The following is a 16,343-nucleotide window of genomic DNA, read 5'->3' on the forward strand; positions in this document are numbered from 1 at the left end:
TGGACGCCGCCGCTCACCAGGTGGGACGTTGCAGCAGGCCGACGAACTCCACCAGCAGGCGTTCCCGCAGCGCCGGCGGCGCGGCGTCGAGCAGGGTGTTCACCACCGCCATCCGCCCCGGCGGCGCACCCACGGGACCGGCGTCGTCGTCGGGACCGGCGGGGCCGGCCGCTCCGGCGGAACCGGCCGCGTCTGCGGGGGTGGGGCCGGTCAGGCCCAGGCCGGCGGCCAGGCCCGCGACCAGTTCCGGGGTGAGCGCGTCGGGGGTGAGCGTGGTCGCGAGGGCGAGCAGCTCGGCGGGGAGCGCCACCGGCCCGGCGGCCCGGGTGGCGGCCACGGCGTCGGCCAGGTCCGGGCCGAACTCGGTCACCCGCGGCGCCACCGCCGCGGTCACCGTCAGGTGCACGCTCGGCGGCAGGTCGGCGTACGACAGCTGGGGCTGGGTGTGCCAGCCCCGGGCGGCCAGCTCGTCGACCAGCACGAAGAGGTCGAGGCCCGGATCGGTGGCGGTGAAGCAGACGACGGTCGACTCCGGCTCGGCCATCAGCCGCAGCCCGTCGACCGCGCGTACGGCGTCGGCGAGGCCGGCGACGGCGTCCCGCGTGGCCGCCGCGAGCCGCAGGTACCCGTCGTCGCCGAGGTGCCGCAGGGTGGCGTACGCGGCGGCGATCGGCCCGCCGGAGCGGGTGGAGGCGATGACCGGGTTGACCATCGTGTAGCCGGGCCAGTCCGCGTACGCGAAGTACTGCGGGGCGCGCAGCGCCGGGTCGCGGTGCAGCAGGACCGACACGCCCTTCGGGGCGTACGCGTACTTGTGCAGGTCCACCGAGATCGAGGTGACCCCCGCGACGGCGAAGTCGAACGGCGGCACGTCCGCCCCGAGGCGGCGCAGGTACGGCAGGGTCCAGCCCCCGAAGCACGCGTCCACGTGGCAGCGCACCCCGGCGGCGGCGGCCGCGTCGGCGATCTCGGCGACCGGGTCGATGACGCCGTGCGCGTACGAGGGGGCGGAGCAGGCCACCAGCACGGTCTCCGGGCCGATGGCGGCGGCCACGTCGGCGGCGGCCGGCCGCAGCGTCGACGCCGACACGGGCACCGTGTCCACGGCGACCCGCAGGTAGTGCGCCGCCTTGGCGAACGCGGCGTGCGCGCTGGCCGGCACCACGATCCGGGGCGCCGCGATCTCCGGGTGGGCGTCCCGGGCGGCCTTGACGGCGAGGATCAGCGACTCCGTGCCGCCGCTGGTGACGCTGCCGACGACGTCCGGCGCGGCGCTGCCGGGGCCCCCGCCGAGCAGCCGGGCGGCCGCACCGACCAGCGCGTTCTCCATCGCCAGCAGCGACGGGAAGGCGGTCGGGTCGAGCCCGTTGACGTGGGCGCTGCCGGCGTACGCGGCGGCGGCCAGCTCGTCCAGCCCCGGCACCGCCGGGTCGTAGACGTACGCGAACAGCCGCCCACCGTGCGTCGGCCGGTCGGCGCCCCGCAGCGCCGACACCTCCGCCAGCACCCGCTCGGCGGGCAGCCCGTTGCCGGGCAGCGCCCGCCGGTCAGCTTCGTCGTCGATCATGGAGTCGTGGTGCCCTTTCCAAGGGGTTCAGCGGCTTTCGTCCCCCACCACAACCGCATGATCGGCGGGGCGGGTACGGGCGGTCGGGTCGGCCTCGGCGGCGGCCAGGCGGGCCGGGGTCAGGTCGTAGGGGCGCAGGGCGAGGACCGCCAGACCCACCAGGAGGGCGGGGAGGACGGTGAAACCGATCAGGATGCCCAGCCGGGCGGTGTCGGACTGGGTGGCCGCCGTGCCGGTGTCGGAGGAGACGTAGCCGCTGAGCTGGAGCACCAGGCCGAAGATGCCCGGCCCGAGGGCCAGCCCGAAGGTCTCCCCGGCCGTCCAGAGCCCGGTGAAGACGCCGGCCTGCCGCCGGCCGGTGCGCGCCGTGTCGTACGCGATGCAGTCCGGGAGCATGGCGAGGGCGAACACCTGCTGCCCGGCGTAGCCGACGCCGATCAGCGCGACCAGCAGGTAGACCGCGGGCGGGGGCAGCACCGGGGCGGCGACCAGGGCCAGCGCGCCCACCGCGAAGATCAGCGAGGCGGCGACCAGGGCGGCGAGCTTGCCGACCCGCGCCCCGACCCGGGTCCAGAGCGGCATCACCAGCAGCGCGGGCCCGACGAAGCAGGCGAACAGGACGGTCGGCCCGCCCTTGGGATCGCGCAGGATCTGGTCGGCGAAGTAGTTGACCCCGGCGAGGACGGTGGCCACCCCGGCGGACTGCACCACGAAGCAGACCAGCAGCGCCCGGAACGGTCGGTTGCGGGCGGCGACGGCGAGCTGGGCGCGCAGCGTCGGCTCGCTCTCCCCCACCGCGCCGCCGGGCGCGGAGCGGGTGCCGAGGAACGCGCCGAGCGCGCCGAGCACGATCAGAGCGGCGACGAAGAGCCCCATCCAGCGGTGCCCGGAGACGCCTCCCCCGCCGACGTCGCGCACCAGCGGGGCCACCGCGCCGGAGACCAGGATGGCCAGCGCCAGCACCGCGATCCGCCAGCTCATCAGCCGGGTACGTTCGGCGTAGTCGCCGGTCAGCTCCGCCGGCATCGCCACGTACGGCACCTGGAAGAAGGCGAACGCGGTGGCGGTGGCGAGGAAGGCCACCGCCACGTACGCCCCGGCGGCCGGCCCGGCGCCGAACGGCGCGGCGAAGATGGCGGCGAAGAGCACGCCGAGGGCGAGCCCGGCGCCCAGCAGGTACGGCCGGCGAGCGCCCCAGCGCGACCGGGTGCGGTCGGAGATCCGGCCGGCGACCGGGTTGACCAGCACGTCCCACGCCTTCGGCAGGAGCACCAGCAGCGCCGCCGCGCCCGCCGCTACGCCGAGGGTGTCGGTCAGGTACGGCAGCAGGAGCAGGCCGGGCACGGTGCCGAACGCGCCCGTGGCCAGCGATCCGAGCGCATAACCGGCGTGCACCCGGCGCGGCAGCACGCCAGCGACCGGAGCAGCTCCACCCGAGGGCGCGTCCATGACGCCGAATGTTACTCACGTTATGGCACGGGTCACATCCCCTCCTCGGGGGACCAGCTCGCCCTCATGTCCACCCCGTCGCCGCGCAGCGGCGTCCCCTCGGCGCGCAGCCGGTCCCGCGCCTCCCGCTCGTGGCCGGGTGGCAGGCGGCCGGCCGCGTTCACCACCCGGTGCCAGGGCACGCCCCCGCCGTGCCGCGCCATGATCGAGCCGACCAGCCGGGCCGACGCCCGTCCCGAGCGTTCGGCCAGCGCGTCGGCCACCGCCCCGTACGACATCACCCGGCCCGGCGGGATCCGCTCGACCAGCTCCAGCACCGCCTCGACGTACTCGTCAGGTCTCACGACCGGCCACGATATGAGAACGCGCCGGGGCGCGCCCGCACCGACCACGCAGAATGGGCGGGTGCGCGACATGGTCACGGCGGCCCGGCGGGTCGTCGTCAAGATCGGTTCCTCCTCGTTGACCACCGCCGCCGGCGGGTTGGACGACGGGCGGGTCGACGCGCTCGTCGGCACCCTGGGCGCGCTCGCCGCCGAGGGCCGGGAGGTCGTGCTGGTCAGCTCCGGCGCGATCGCGGCCGGCCTCGCGCCGCTGGGGCTGTCCCGCCGTCCGCGCGACCTGGCCACCCAGCAGGCCGCCGCCAGCGTCGGGCAGGGCCTGCTGATCGGCCGGTACGCCGCCGCCTTCGCCCGGCACGGGCAGACCGTCGGACAGGTGCTGCTCACCGTCGACGACGTGACCCGGCGCGCGCACTACCGCAACGCGTACCGCACCCTGCGCAAGCTGCTCGACCTGCGGGCGGTGCCGATCGTCAACGAGAACGACACGGTCGCCACCGAGGAGATCCGGTTCGGCGACAACGACCGGCTGGCCGCCCTCGTCGCCGCCCTGGTCCACGCCGACCTGCTGGTGCTCCTCTCCGACGTGGACGCCCTCTGGACCGGCGACCCCGCCCGCCCGGGCTCCAGCCGGATCAGCGAGGTGCTCGACGAGCGGGACCTGACCGGCATCGACATCGGCGGCGCCGGCCGGGCCGGCGTGGGCACCGGCGGCATGGTGACGAAGGTGGAGGCGGCCCGGATCGCCACCGGATTCGGCATCCCGGTGGTGCTGACCGCCGCGCCGCTGGCCGCCCCGGTGCTGGCCGGCGAGCCCGTCGGCACCCTGTTCCACCCGAGCCGCCGCCGCCCGACGGCCCGGCTCTTCTGGCTGGCCCACGCCACCACCCCCCGGGGGCGGCTGCACCTCGACCCGGGCGCGGTCGCGGCGGTGGTGGGCCGGCGCAAGTCGCTGCTGCCCGCCGGGATCACGGCCGTGGACGGGGCGTTCACCGCCGGCGACCCGGTCGACCTGGTGGACGTCGAGGGCGCGCCGGTCGCCCGGGGACTGGTCAACTACGACGCGGTCGAGCTGCCCGGACTGCTCGGCCGGTCCACCACGGAACTCGCCGCGGCGCTCGGCCCGGCGTACGAACGGGAGGTCGTCCACCGCGACGACCTCGTACTGCTGTGAGGAGTGCGGCGATGAGCGTGAGCGAACAGGCCCGGCGGGCGCGTACGGCGGCGGAGGCGCTGGCCGTCGCGACGCGTACGACCAAGGACGCCGCGCTGGTGGCGATGGCCGACGCGCTGGTGGCGCGTACGCCGGAGATCCTGGCCGCGAACGCGACGGACCTGGCGGCCGGGCGCGGGGCCGGGCTGAGCGCGGCCGTGCTGGACCGGCTGGCCCTCGACGCGGGGCGGGTGGCCGGCATCGCCGACGCGCTGCGGCAGATGGCCGCGCTGCCGGACCCGGTGGGCGAGGTGGTCCGGGGCTCGACCCTGCCCAACGGGCTGGAGCTGCGCCAGATCCGGGTGCCGTTCGGCGTGGTGGGCATCATCTACGAGGCCCGGCCGAACGTGACGGTCGACGCCGCCGGCATCTGCCTGAAGTCCGGCAACGCGGCGCTGCTGCGGGGCTCGTCGTCGGCGGCCAACTCCAACGCGGCCCTGGTCGCCGTGCTGCGGGACGCGGTGGGCGACGCAGGCCTGCCGGCGGACGCGGTGCAACTGCTCGACGCCACCAGCCGCGACTCGGTCAAGGAGCTGATGCGCGCCCGGGGCCTGGTCGACGTGCTGATCCCCCGCGGCGGCGCGTCCCTGATCCGCACGGTGGTGGAGGAGTCCACCGTGCCGGTGATCGAGACCGGGGTGGGCAACTGCCACGTCTACGTCGACGCCGCCGCCGACCTGTCGAAGGCCGTCGCCATCGCGCTGAACGCGAAGACCCAGCGGCTCTCCACCTGCAACACCGCCGAGTCGCTGCTCGTGCACGCGGCGGTCGCCGACGCCTTCCTGCCGCCGATGCTGGCCGCCTTCGCCGAGGCCGGCGTCACCGTGCACGGCGACGACCGGGTCGCCGCCCACTCGGCCGCGGTGCGACCCGCCACCGACGAGGACTTCGCCACCGAGTACCTCTCGGCCGACATCTCGGTCGCCGTCGTCGACTCGCTCGACGCGGCGGTCGCGCACATCCGGCGGTACGGCACCGGGCACACCGAGGCGATCGTCACCGACTCGGCCACCGCCGCCCGGGATTTCGTGGCCCGGGTGGACGCGGCGGCCGTGATGGTCAACGCCTCGACCCGGTTCACCGACGGGGGCGAGTTCGGCTTCGGCGCCGAGATCGGCATCTCCACGCAGAAGCTGCACGCCCGCGGCCCGATGGGCCTGCCCGAGCTGACCTCCACCAAGTACGTGGTGACCGGGAACGGCCACCTGCGCGGCTGACCTCCCCCGACGCTCGCACGTGCCCGGACGGCCGGAGGCGTGACCGCCGGGCGGCGGGGCCACCGCCGGATTGCGGGTGACCGCTAGTCTGGGTCGGGTTCGGCACGGCTTGTCTTGGGGAGGCGGCATGCTGGGCGAGAGTGCCCTGGAACAGCAACTGGCGCAGGCGCGGGCCGCGCTGCGCGAGGTGGGTGGCGCCGCCGCACCCCGGGAGCGTTCGGAGTCGGTGGCCGAGGCCGCCGACGGCCGGATCCGGGTCACGCTCGGCACCGACGGCCGGGTCAGCGCCGTCGACATCGATCCGCGGGTGCTCCGGGAGGGCTCGGAATACCTCGCCGCCGAGCTGCGCCATGCGGTCAACGCCGCGCTCGACGGCCAGGACGACGGGGTGGCCGCCACCGAACCGATGCCCGGCCTCGCCGCGATGACCGCCACCATCGAACGCCTCCAGGACCAGGGCCTGCGGCAGATGCGGGAGATCAGCCAGGCCGTCAGCGAGACAATGCGGAAACTGCACGGGAGCTGAGCGTGGAGAGCCTCGACGTCGACATCGACGCGCTGGGTCGCGGCGCGGACGAGCTGGAGCAGGCCAAGGAGTCCGTCCGCCAGGTCTTCGAGGGCTTCCAGGCGGCGGTCGGCGGCTACGCCGCGGCCTTCGGCGGCGACGACATCGGGTCGCTGCTGGGCGTCGCCCACCAGGCGTGCGTGGACGCGCTGGCCGAGTGCCTCGGCACCAACATCACGGAGCTGGAGAGCTACGTCGACGGCCTGCGCGGGATGGCCGACGGCTACCGCGCCGCCGAGGAGAACGCGGCCGCGTCCTTCCGCTCGATCCTCGGCTCGCTGGGCGGCTGAGCCGCCCGCCCTACGAAAGGAGTCGCGGTGGGTCTGACGCTCCCGGGTGAGCTCGCCTCCCTGCTCTCGATGCTCGGCTACGAGTGGCCCCAGTCGGACGAGACGGCGATCTTCCAGCTCGCCGGGGAGTGGACCGGCATGGCCGGGCAGATCTCCGGCTCGGTCGCGCAGCTGGAGTCGGCGGCGCGCACGGTGCTCGACAACAACCGGGGCGAGAGCTTCACCGCCTTCGCCGGCGAGTGGAACGACAAGGAGTCGGCCGCGCGCAACGTCGCCGACGTCGCCCGCCCGGCCACCGTCATCGGCGTCGGGCTGATGGTCGCGGCGGGCGTGGTGCTGGCCCTGAAGATCCAGGTGATCGTCCAACTGGCCCTGCTGGCGATCCAGATCGCGCAGGCCATCGTGACGGCGGCGGTCACCTTCGGGGCGTCCCTCCTCCAGATCCCGATCTTCAAGATGATCACCGGTCTCATCATCGACCAGCTCATCGGCATGGCCGTCGAGACGGTGCTCAATGGCTAGGAAGCGGACCAGCCCGCGCCGGCAGACGCAGGCCAAGGGCGCCCGCGTCGTCTCGGCCTACCTGGAGAACGCCGACGTCTTCCGCACCGCCAAGTCGGCCGGCACGAAGCCGAAGGGCCCGGCGGTGCTGGTGCTGAAGAACCGGCCGGACTTCGACAGGCGGGACTTCGACCGCAAGGCCCGCGACCTGCAACGGCTCGGCCAGGACGGGGCGCTGAAGAAGGCGCCGTCGGACCGGGACAGCAACAAGGTCTACGACCCCTCCACGGGCAAGCGACGCACCCGCACCAACGTCTACCGGGACCGGATGATCCGCAGCCTGACCAAGGACGGCCGCCTCACCCAGGACATGGGCACCCCGGAGACGAACAAGTACCTGGCCAACAAGAACGTGGTCGAGCGCCTCTACGCGGGCAAGGGGCCGATCACCGCCCGGGGCCAGGGTTACGACCCCGACCACATCCAGGAGCTGCAACTGGACGGAACGGACACGTACGATAACCTCAGGCCGATGGACGCCTGGACGAATCGCCAGCTCGGCAGCGACATCTCCGTCGCGCTGCGGGACGTTCCCGAGGGCACTCCGGTCATCGTGAAGGTGATCCCGTGACCGGCCCGCAGGACCCGGGGCGCCTCGACCGCATCCGGGAGAAGCTCGCGCTGCTGCGGCGCCTGGAGGCTGAGCGCGGCTTCGGCGTGGTCATCGGCGAGCCGATCCCGCTGGAGCCGATCCCCGACCTGCCCGGCGTGGCCGAGGTCTACGCGCTCTTCGGCCGGCTGGCCGGCGACAACTTCCGGTTCGAGACGCCCGAGGAGATCCGCAGCCCGGCGGCCTGGGCGGCCCGCACGGTGGACGAGGACGACCCGATGGGCAGCCCGCTCGCAGTCGGCCACGAGGTGCACAGCATCCCACCCCGCCTGCGCGGCGAGATCGGGGCGGGGGCGCCGATCCGCCTCGACACCGAGGACCTCGACGTCTACTGGATGGAGCCGGACGACTACGTCTTCCAGTACGAGCACCCCGACGAGGACGTGGAGTTCACCGTCGTCGCGCCCGACGTGGTCTCGTTCTTCGACGAGCACGTGCTCGGTCCCGCCTACCCGGAGCTGGTCGCCGTCGTCCTCGGGCCCGGCGTCCGGGACCAGCGGCTCCGCAAGGGCCCGCACGCCGGTGAGTACGCCGACAACTGGCGGCGCCTGCTGATCGCCGCCGACCTGTCGTCCTGACGCCGCTGCGCACCCGGCGGCCCGGCGCCGCCACCTGCGGCGCCCGCACACCGTCCACACCCGAGACGCGAAGGACCAACGATGGCCGCTGACCCCCGGTTCCGCTCACTGTGGAACGAGGACGAGCTCATCCCGTACCCGCGCGAGGCGTGGCTGGAGGGGGGATTCGACCCCGACATGCTGCCCGCCGGCGACGAGATCCCGCTCGACGTGGCGGTCGTCTACACCGCGTTCCTCGAAGGCGACATCGAGCTGTTCGACACGATCCAGCTCAGCACCGAGGACGGCTCGCTGGACATCCGGCTGATCGTGGTGGGCGCGGTCGCCGACAACCCCGACCTGCTCTACGTGCTCGACCCGAGGACCGGCGAGATCCTCCAGTTCGACCTGGAGCAGCAGGACGTCCAGGCCGTCAACACCAACTTCCGCACCTTCGTCGAGTTCCTCTACCAGTTCGCGCTCTTCGTGGAGGCCGACGAGGGCAAGCCGGGCCGGGCCGAGCGGGCGGAGACGCTGCGCACCGTCCTGGAGAGCATCGACCGCGCCGCGTTCGCCCCGGACGCCTGGTGGCCGCTGGTGATCAGCCAGCTCAAGTGAGGCCGGCCGGCCCGGCGCGCGGCTGACGGGGAGTGCGCTCCGGGCGTCCGCGCCGAGGAGGCCGACGTGCGCCACCCGGGCCGGCGACGCCGACGTGCGCCGCTCGGGCCGGCGACGTGCGCCACCCGCGGCGACCCGGCCGACGGCTGCGGCCGACGGGTCGAGGCTCAGCGGCAGGCCCGGATCGCGCTCAGCGTGGTGTGCACGTCGAACTGGTGCCCGTCGTCGCTGGACCACCCGCCGTCGCTGCGCTGGGTCTCGGCCAGCCGCCGCCGCGCCCGCCCCAGCAGCCAGTCCTGCCCGTCGATGCCGACGCGGCGCAGCGTCGCGGCCAGCCAGGCCACGTCGCCGGGAGACATCTCCGGCACCCGCTCCGCGAGGATCACCTGGATCCACGCCGCCTCGTGGAACATGTCCTGCCGGTGCAGGACCGCCGCGCTGAGCCAGCCGGCGGGCAGGAAGGACGGCCAGCCGCCGTCCGGGCGCAGCCGGGCGACGAGCGACTGCGCGGCGGCGTGCACGACGCCCGCGTACGCGCCGCCGACGCGGTGGTCGAGCGGTCCGGCCGCCCGCGCGTCCAGGCCGGCGACGGTCAGCCAGAACCCGGCGTTCGCGGTCAGGTGGAACCCCGCCTCGGGGTCGCCCGGCCGGGCCCACTCGGGGGCGACGTCGGCCAGCGCCGGGTCCTCCGCCCAGCCGCCGTCGGGCAACTGCCGCGCGGCCAGCCAGTCCAGCGCCCGGCGGGCGGCCGGACGACCGAGCGCGCCGAGGTCGTCCAGCTCGGACAGGCGGAAACACGTGGCGTCCACGGAGGAGACCTCCCCGCCCAGCGTCGCCGGCCAGCCCCCGTCGGGCGCCTGGCCGACCTCGGCGGCGTCGAGCAGTTCGGAAGGTGACGGCGCGCCGGTGCGCAGCCGGGACAGACGGGCGCGGTCCACCGCGTCCCCGTGTGCCACGACGAACCCGACCGCCGCATCGATGTCGACCACGGCGGCAACGCTACCTGCGGAAACGTGATCGCGCCTCGGCGAATCGGCCGAGGTCGCGGGGGTCGGGAGGGCCCGCCGCGACCTCGGCCGGCGGCGCGGTCAGTACGCCGGCAGCGACGGGTCGATCTGCTTGATCCAGGAGAGCACGCCACCCTGCACGTGCACCGCGTCGCGGAAGCCGGCCGCCTTGAGCGCGGCGAGCGCCTCCGCCGAGCGGACCCCGGACTTGCAGTGCAGCACGATCTGCCGGTCCTGCGGCAGCTTGGCGAGCGCCTCGCCCGAGATGATCTCGCCCTTGGGGATCAGCGTCGCGCCGGGGATCCGGACGATCTCGTACTCGGCCGGCTCGCGGACGTCGACGAGGAAGATGTCCTTGCCGGCGTCCTGCCACTCCTTGAGCTCCAGCGCGGTGATGGTCGCGTCGACCACCGCCTCCTGGGCCTCCACCGACACCGCGCCGCAGAAGTCCTCGTAGTCCTCCAGCAGGTCGGTGACCGTGGGGTTCTCGCCGCAGAGCACGCAGTTCGGGTCCTTGCGGACCTTGATCTTGCGGTACTCCATCTCCAGGGCGTCGTAGACCATCAGCCGGCCGACCAGCGGCTCCCCGATGCCGGCGAGCAGCTTGATCGCCTCGTTGACCTGGATGGAGCCGATCGACGCGCAGAGCACGCCGAGCACGCCGCCCTCGGCGCAGGAGGGGACCATGCCGGGCGGCGGGGGCTCCGGGTAGAGGCAGCGGTAGCAGGGGCCGTGCTCGGCCCAGAACACCGACGCCTGGCCGTCGAAGCGGTAGATCGACCCCCAGACGTACGGCTTGCCGAGCAGCACCGCCGCGTCGTTGACCATGTAGCGGGTGGCGAAGTTGTCGGTGCCGTCGACGATCAGGTCGTAGCGGGAGAAGATGTCCCGCACGTTCTCCCGGTCCAGCGCCGTGTTGTGGATCTCCACGTTCACCAGCGGGTTGATCTCGCGGATCGAGGCCGCGGCCGACTCGGCCTTGGAGCGGCCGACGTCGGAGACGCCGTGGATGATCTGCCGCTGGAGGTTGGACTCGTCGACGGTGTCGAAGTCGATGATGCCGAGCGTGCCGACCCCGGCGGCGGCGAGGTACATCAGGGCCGGCGAGCCGAGGCCGCCGGCGCCGACACAGAGCACCCGGGCGTTCTTCAGCCGCTTCTGCCCCTCGACCCCGACGTCCGGAATGATCAGGTGGCGCGAGTAGCGGCGGATCTCGTCAACGGTCAGCTCGGCGGCGGGCTCGACGAGCGGGGGCAACGACACGGTGGACTCCCCGGGATCGGCTGAAGGCGAACCGAGCCATTGTCGCTCGCACCGACCTCGATCGGCCATGAGGAGCGACACGTCGCCCGAACTGCGGGAATGGGAATAACTCAGGTGCCGGGAACGACCTCGCCGTCGTAGCGCGAGCCGTCGACGTACGGCCAGGCGTTGGCGGCGCAGCCGTCCAGCCCGTACGTCTGCTGCTGCATCACCGGGGCCGGCTCGCCGGGGCCCGGGCAGGCCTGGTGCACCTCGCCCAGCTCGTGGCCCACCTCGTGGTTGAGCACGTAGGCACGGTAGATCTCCAGCGGCGCCCCGTAGTCGGGGACCGCCTCCAGCCAGCGCGCCAGGTTGATGATCACCTGCCCGGGGAGCCGGCAGGAGGTGTAGCCCTCGGTGCTCAACCCGCCCTCGGCGCACATCCGCTCCGAGGTGCCCGGCGTGGCGAGGTAGACGGTGAAGTCGGCGACGGCCGCCTCCGCCACCCGCCCCAGCCGCAGCTCCTCCGAGGCGATCCAGCTGCGGGGATCGCCCAGCACCTCGTCCACGGTGGCGGCGAAGGCGGCGACGTCCTGGCCGGTGCCCTGCTCCACGGCCACCCGGTAGTACCGGACCGGCCCGTCGGTGCCCCGCACGGGAGAGTCGCCGGGCGCGGCGGTGAAGTCGCCCGTACCCGTGCGGGGGTAGGCGGGCGGTCGTGCAGGCTTGTCCGCCCCCGCCGCGTACGACGTCCGGTTCCCGTCGCCCGAGGTCGGCACGGTCGCGCGCTCGCCGGCCCGGGTCAGTGTCACGGCGGCGGTCGCCGCGAGCAGCAGGGTCACGCCGAGTCCCACCACCCGCCGGTCCCGGAGCGGGGCCGGCGGACGCCACCACCGCGCGGGCGCGGGTGACGACGGTCGGGTCGGCGTCGGGCGGCGTGCCGGGCCAGGCGGGTCGGAAGGGGACGACGACGTCATGAGTCGAGCGTCCCACACTAATCGGGCATTACACCGCGATAAACGCGAATCCTGCTCATCCCCCCGGGGCGGCTTCGGGTCGTTCCTTCCCTGCCCGCGCCCGGGGCCCGATCGCCGCCGGTCACAGCCGTGGGCCCGCGTACCGGCGACCGTCGCGGTACGGCCAGGGATTGGCCACGCAGCCGTTGAGGAAGAGCGTCTGCTGCATCATCACCGGCGCCACCCGGCCCCTGCCGGGGCAGCGCTCGTGCCGGTGCCCCAACTGGTGCCCGACCTCGTGGTTGACCACGTACGTCCGGTAGACCGAGAGCGGCACCCTCGCGCTGACGTAGTGCGGCACCGAGAGCCGCCAGCGGTCCAGGTTGATGATCACCTTTCCGGGCGCCCGGCACGACGTGTAGGGCCGCCCGCCCACCCGGATGTCCACCCCTCCGGCGGCACACAGCCGGCCCGCCGTCTTCGCCGTGGCGAGGTAGACCGTGAAGTCGTGCCGGGAGGCGGCGCCCACCTGCTGCAACCGCAGCCCGCCGTCGACCCAGCTCCCCGGCCCGGCGAGCGCCCGCTCGACGGCGGCGGCGAACCCGCCCGCGTCCTCGCCGGCGCCCGACTCCACGGCGACCCGGTAGCGGCGCAGCGTGCCCGCGTCACCCAGCACCGGGCCGACCCGGTCGTCGTAGCCGAAGCTGCCCCGGCCCGCCAGCGGCACCGGCCCGGGCAGCCGGAGCACGGCCGGCGGTGACTCGACGGCCGAGGGCGACGCGGCGGGCGACGACGGCAGCGGCGAGGCCGCCCCCGGCGCGAGCATCGGTGCGGGAGCCAACTCCTCGGCGGTGAGCGTCTCCGCGCCGACGTCGGCGCCCCGCCGGTCGGCGACCACCGCCACCGCCGCGCCGACCGCGAGCACCAGCGCGACCAGCTCCACGAGACGCCGCCGACGCGCCGGACGACGGTGCCGCGAGCGGGTCAGGTCCACGCCCGCCTCCGGTGGCGGCGCCCCGGCGGGGGCACGGCGGCGGCCCTCGGCGGGGGCGGGCGCACGGCGGGACGGGATGGGGGGACGGGCGGGGGACATCCCGCTCAGCCTGCCATGTCGGACCGCCGGGCGGTGTCCCCCGTTTCGGTGAGCAGGCCCAGCACGGCCCGGGCCACCAGGCGCGGCACCTCCAGCTGCGCCACGTGGCCGACCCCGTCGAGCATCAGCAGGCGGCTGTCCGGGACGACGCGGGCCGTCTGCGGGGCCACCCGCACGTCCACCAGCCGGTCGGCCTGCCCGCCGACGACCAGGGTGGGCGCCTCGACCGTCGCGGCGAGCCGCCACAGCGACCCCGACCCCGGCAGGTACGACCGCAGGAAGCTGGAGACCAGTCCCCGGAACGTCCGGACGTACGCGGCGGCGTAGTGCGCGGCCTCGTGCCGCACCCGGATCTCCTCCAGCGCCTCCCGACGGCGCTGGTCGCAGATCCGGCTGAGGTCGGCGACGCAGGACTCCATCACCTGCTGGGCCATCACCTCGGGCGCGATCTGGGCCAGCCGCCAGGCGGCGAGGCGCTCGCCCCGGGGGATCGCCAGCAGCGGCAGCATCCGGCCCTGCAACGAGCGCCGGAAGTCCAGGAACGGCAGCGCCGGCGAGATCAGGGTCAGGCTCCGGACCAGGTCCGGACGCATCCCCGCCACCTGCACCGAGATGGCCCCGCCCAGCGAGTTGCCGAACAGGTGCACCGGCCCCCGGTCGGAGTGTTCGATCCAGCGGATCACCCGGTCGGCGAAGGCCGGGACGGTGTACCGGCGACCCGGCTCGCTGCGGCCGAACCCCGGCAGGTCGATGGCCTGCCCGTCGAGGTGGTCGGCGAGCAGGTACGCCAGGTCGGTCCAGTTCTGCGACGAACCACCGAGCCCGTGCACGTAGAGCGCCGGCTCCGCGCCGGGCGCGGTGGCCGGCGTGTCCCGGACGTACGTCACCGTGCCGTCGAGGCGTACCTCCCGCCCCGGCCAGGGCGGTGGGACGGAGTGCTCGGGAAGGTGGTGGTCCGGCCGGAGGGTGGCGCGCTTCATGACTCCAGTCTGCCCGGGGCCGCAACGACCGGCAGCGCTCAGGCCAGCAGCGCCTCGAGCCGGCGGTTGACCGCGGCCAGGGTGGCCCGGACGACCGCCTGCCGGGGGTCACCGGCGACCAGTGCGGAGCCGACGAGCTGCTCCACCCAGCCGTCGCAGACCAGCAGCACCACGACCGTGGCCACGTCGCAGTTGCCGAAGGGCACCACGGCGGCGTGCTCGACGAAGCAGCGCCCACGGTCGGGGCCGGCGTCGGGGCCGGGCTCGCCGCCGCGCAGCAGCTCGTCCACCGCCGCCGCCGCGGCCACCGCGCAGAGCCGCAGCACGTACCCGTCGACGGCCGGCCCGGTCGAGTAGCCGGCGGCGCTCTCCCCACCGGCGAGCAGGCGTACCTCCACGGTGGCGTCCAGCCCGAAGGTGCTCACCTGGACGTGGTCGATCACCACCCGGGGACCCACCGCACCGCCGGTGTCCAGCGGCCGGGACGGCGCGGTCTCCGTCGTCGTCACCTGCCCACCGGAGTACGACGTGCCGACGGTCGCCGGGGCACCGGCCGGAGTTCCGGCCGGGGCGGCGGAGACCGAGCCGGGCTCCTCCACCGTGGCCCGGCCCCGGTGCGGGGCGACGGGTTGCCGGCGCCGGCGCGGGGTCTCGGGCGCCGACTCGGGACGCTGTTCGGCGCGGGTCGCGGCGGCCTCCGACGGGCTGCCGGGCGCCCTGCCGCCGGGCACCCGGGGCTCGGCGGCGGACGGCTCGGCGGGGCGTGCCGCGACGCCCGCCGACCGGGGGTCGGCGCCGCGCGGGTCCGCCGAGCGACGGCGCACCGGTGGGGCGGGTGCGGCCGGCATGCCGGGCAGGTTCTGCGGCGCGGCGGCCAGCCCCATCCGGTCCTGGAGCAGGCGGGCGACCTGCCGACTCACCTCGGCCGGGTCGGCCCCGTCGGCGAGGTCGAGCCGCAGGCTGTGCGCGCCCGCCGGGGTACGCCGCAGCGCCGCGTCGCGGACGCCGGCCACGCCGCGGACGGCGTCGAGGATGGCGTTGACGTCGAAACCCTCCGGGCGCTCCCGCAGCGGGGCGGGCTCGTCGTCGCGGCGCAGGTGGGTGGCGATGCGGGCGAGTTCGGGGGTCTCGGCGGGTGGCTCCACGGCTGGCGGCTCCGGCACGACGGGCACGTCCGGCTCGGCGGGGACGCGCTGCGGCAACACCGCCGATGCGGGGTCCGGCCCCTGGTCGGCGGCGGCCGGCTGGGCCGTCGGTGCCGGTTCGGGGGCGGACCGGCGGGCCGCGTACGGGGGCGCGCTCGCCGGGGTGGGCGCGGGCGGGGTGGACTCACGCCGCCCGAATCCGCTGGTGGCGGCCTCGGCGACGGGTCCGGCGGCGGTCTGCGGGCCGCCCGGAGACCTCGGGGCCGGCTCCGCGCTCTCCGGCCGGAGCCGGAACGGCCGGGTGACCCCCCGGTCCGGGGTGTCCTCGGCGCGGGGCGCCGCGGCGGCGCTTTCCGGGGCGTACGCGAGCGGGGGCGCGCCCGCCGGCGCGGGGACCGAACCGCCCGACGCCCAGGCCGGTCGCCCGGTCGGGGCCGACGGTTCGGCCTCGGGCCCCGTGGGCCGCTCGACGGGGGCGGACGGTCGCTCGTACGCCGGCCGGGGCACCGGCGCGGTCTGGGCGACGTCGTAGGGGCGGCCGGGCTCGCGGGGCGGGTCGTAGGGGCGGGGAGGCTCCCCGCGCGACGGCTCGTGCGGTCGCTGCGGCTCACCGGCCCAGGCCGGCGGCTGTTCCTCGCGGGACCGGCGGCCGACGGGCTCCGGCTCCTCGCGGGACCGGCGACCGACCGGCTCGGCCTCCTCACGGGACCGGCGGCCGACCGGCTCCGGCTCCTCGCGGGAACGACGACCGGCAGGCTCGGCCTCCTCACGGGACCAGGGCGGCGCCCACGCGGCACCCCAGCTCGGGCGGTTCCAGTTCGGGCCGGTCCAGTCCGGTTCGGTGCTCGGCGGCCACTCGGCGGCCGACTGTCGCGGGTCGCCCGGTTCGGACCGCGACGACGGTTCCCGGTCGCCGCCCGGAACGTGCTGCC

General features: G+C 75.3%; 16 protein-coding genes and 1 pseudogene. 8 read left to right on the plus strand and 9 right to left on the minus strand.

Going from position 1 to position 16,343, the window contains the following annotated elements; all coding sequences use genetic code 11:
* Positions 1-13: 13 nt before the first annotated feature.
* Genes AB0883_RS06240 through AB0883_RS06250 form a run of 3 tightly spaced genes read right to left on the minus strand, consistent with a single transcriptional unit; the run spans position 14 to position 3,360 of the window.
* Positions 14-1,567 (minus strand): aminotransferase class V-fold PLP-dependent enzyme, encoded by a 1,554-nt coding sequence (locus AB0883_RS06240; protein WP_366639827.1) that lies wholly within the window; start codon positions 1,565-1,567, stop codon positions 14-16.
* Between the two features lie 27 nt (positions 1,568-1,594).
* The gene (locus AB0883_RS06245) at positions 1,595-3,016 is read right to left on the minus strand and encodes an MFS transporter (protein WP_366639829.1); all 1,422 of its coding nucleotides are present in this window, start codon (positions 3,014-3,016) and stop codon (positions 1,595-1,597) included.
* Positions 3,017-3,048: 32 nt separating this feature from the next.
* Positions 3,049-3,360 carry an MGMT family protein gene (locus AB0883_RS06250; protein WP_121399921.1) on the minus strand — a complete coding sequence of 104 codons (312 nt, stop codon included), beginning with the start codon at positions 3,358-3,360 and terminating at the stop codon, positions 3,049-3,051.
* Between the two features lie 61 nt (positions 3,361-3,421).
* On the opposite strand from AB0883_RS06250, the gene proB reads away from it, so the two are divergent.
* The 8 genes from proB (at position 3,422) to AB0883_RS06290 (ending at position 8,988) form a co-directional block, all read left to right on the plus strand.
* Entirely contained in the window at positions 3,422-4,531 is a 1,110-nt protein-coding gene (proB, locus tag AB0883_RS06255; protein ID WP_366639831.1) for a glutamate 5-kinase, read from the plus strand.
* Between the two features lie 11 nt (positions 4,532-4,542).
* The gene (locus AB0883_RS06260) at positions 4,543-5,787 is read left to right on the plus strand and encodes a glutamate-5-semialdehyde dehydrogenase (protein WP_366639833.1); all 1,245 of its coding nucleotides are present in this window, start codon (positions 4,543-4,545) and stop codon (positions 5,785-5,787) included.
* A gap of 127 nt (positions 5,788-5,914) precedes the next feature.
* Positions 5,915-6,313: a YbaB/EbfC family nucleoid-associated protein gene (locus AB0883_RS06265; protein WP_366639835.1), complete on the plus strand. Its 399-nt coding sequence runs from the start codon at positions 5,915-5,917 to the stop codon at positions 6,311-6,313.
* Between the two features lie 2 nt (positions 6,314-6,315).
* Positions 6,316-6,642, plus strand: a complete 327-nt coding sequence (locus tag AB0883_RS06270; RefSeq protein WP_366639837.1) for a hypothetical protein — start codon at positions 6,316-6,318, stop codon at positions 6,640-6,642.
* Between the two features lie 27 nt (positions 6,643-6,669).
* Entirely contained in the window at positions 6,670-7,164 is a 495-nt protein-coding gene (locus tag AB0883_RS06275; RefSeq protein ID WP_121399926.1) for a hypothetical protein, read from the plus strand.
* The gene (locus AB0883_RS06280; protein ID WP_366639839.1) at positions 7,157-7,774 is read left to right on the plus strand and encodes a hypothetical protein; all 618 of its coding nucleotides are present in this window, start codon (positions 7,157-7,159) and stop codon (positions 7,772-7,774) included. Before AB0883_RS06275 ends, AB0883_RS06280 begins: the two co-directional genes overlap by 8 nt.
* Positions 7,771-8,391, plus strand: a complete 621-nt coding sequence (locus AB0883_RS06285; protein WP_366639841.1) for a hypothetical protein — start codon at positions 7,771-7,773, stop codon at positions 8,389-8,391. Before AB0883_RS06280 ends, AB0883_RS06285 begins: the two co-directional genes overlap by 4 nt.
* Positions 8,392-8,472: 81 nt before the next feature.
* Complete coding sequence (locus AB0883_RS06290) at positions 8,473-8,988, plus strand: SUKH-4 family immunity protein (RefSeq protein WP_366639843.1); 516 nt, start codon at positions 8,473-8,475, stop codon at positions 8,986-8,988.
* A 167-nt stretch (positions 8,989-9,155) separates the two neighbouring features.
* Here the strand turns inward: AB0883_RS06290 and AB0883_RS06295 are convergent, their stop codons facing one another.
* The 6 genes and pseudogenes from AB0883_RS06295 to AB0883_RS06320 form a co-directional block, all read right to left on the minus strand.
* Complete coding sequence (locus AB0883_RS06295) at positions 9,156-9,977, minus strand: prenyltransferase/squalene oxidase repeat-containing protein (RefSeq protein WP_366639845.1); 822 nt, start codon at positions 9,975-9,977, stop codon at positions 9,156-9,158.
* A gap of 99 nt (positions 9,978-10,076) precedes the next feature.
* Positions 10,077-11,327 carry an adenylyltransferase/sulfurtransferase MoeZ gene (moeZ, locus tag AB0883_RS06300; protein WP_366639846.1) on the minus strand — a complete coding sequence of 417 codons (1,251 nt, stop codon included), beginning with the start codon at positions 11,325-11,327 and terminating at the stop codon, positions 10,077-10,079.
* 41 nt (positions 11,328-11,368) lie between these two features.
* Positions 11,369-12,094, minus strand: a complete 726-nt coding sequence (locus AB0883_RS06305; protein WP_366639848.1) for a DUF3152 domain-containing protein — start codon at positions 12,092-12,094, stop codon at positions 11,369-11,371.
* Positions 12,095-12,335: 241 nt separating this feature from the next.
* Positions 12,336-13,187, minus strand: a complete 852-nt coding sequence (locus AB0883_RS06310; RefSeq protein WP_366639850.1) for a DUF3152 domain-containing protein — start codon at positions 13,185-13,187, stop codon at positions 12,336-12,338.
* Between the two features lie 104 nt (positions 13,188-13,291).
* Entirely contained in the window at positions 13,292-14,266 is a 975-nt protein-coding gene (locus tag AB0883_RS06315) for an alpha/beta hydrolase (RefSeq protein WP_366639852.1), read from the minus strand.
* 38 nt (positions 14,267-14,304) lie between these two features.
* A pseudogene (locus tag AB0883_RS06320) lies at positions 14,305-16,251 on the minus strand (hypothetical protein); the annotation flags it as partial.
* Between the last annotated feature and the right edge of the window lie 92 nt (positions 16,252-16,343).

The sequence above is a fragment of the Micromonospora sp. NPDC047812 genome (genome assembly GCF_040704175.1).
Lineage (GTDB): Bacteria > Actinomycetota > Actinomycetes > Mycobacteriales > Micromonosporaceae > Micromonospora.

Excerpts from the sequence above, each read along its gene's own strand:
- AB0883_RS06315 (WP_366639852.1), bottom strand. The coding sequence starts at position 14,266 with ATGAAGCGCGCCACCCTCCGGCCGGACCACCACCTTCCCGAGCACTCC.
- AB0883_RS06240 (WP_366639827.1), bottom strand. The coding sequence starts at position 1,567 with ATGATCGACGACGAAGCTGACCGGCGGGCGCTGCCCGGCAACGGGCTG.
- AB0883_RS06280 (WP_366639839.1), top strand. The coding sequence starts at position 7,157 with ATGGCTAGGAAGCGGACCAGCCCGCGCCGGCAGACGCAGGCCAAGGGC.
- AB0883_RS06290 (WP_366639843.1), top strand. The coding sequence starts at position 8,473 with ATGGCCGCTGACCCCCGGTTCCGCTCACTGTGGAACGAGGACGAGCTC.
- AB0883_RS06245 (WP_366639829.1), bottom strand. The coding sequence starts at position 3,016 with ATGGACGCGCCCTCGGGTGGAGCTGCTCCGGTCGCTGGCGTGCTGCCG.
- AB0883_RS06265 (WP_366639835.1), top strand. The coding sequence starts at position 5,915 with ATGCTGGGCGAGAGTGCCCTGGAACAGCAACTGGCGCAGGCGCGGGCC.
- AB0883_RS06260 (WP_366639833.1), top strand. The coding sequence starts at position 4,543 with ATGAGCGTGAGCGAACAGGCCCGGCGGGCGCGTACGGCGGCGGAGGCG.
- moeZ (WP_366639846.1), bottom strand. The coding sequence starts at position 11,327 with ATGGCCGATCGAGGTCGGTGCGAGCGACAATGGCTCGGTTCGCCTTCA.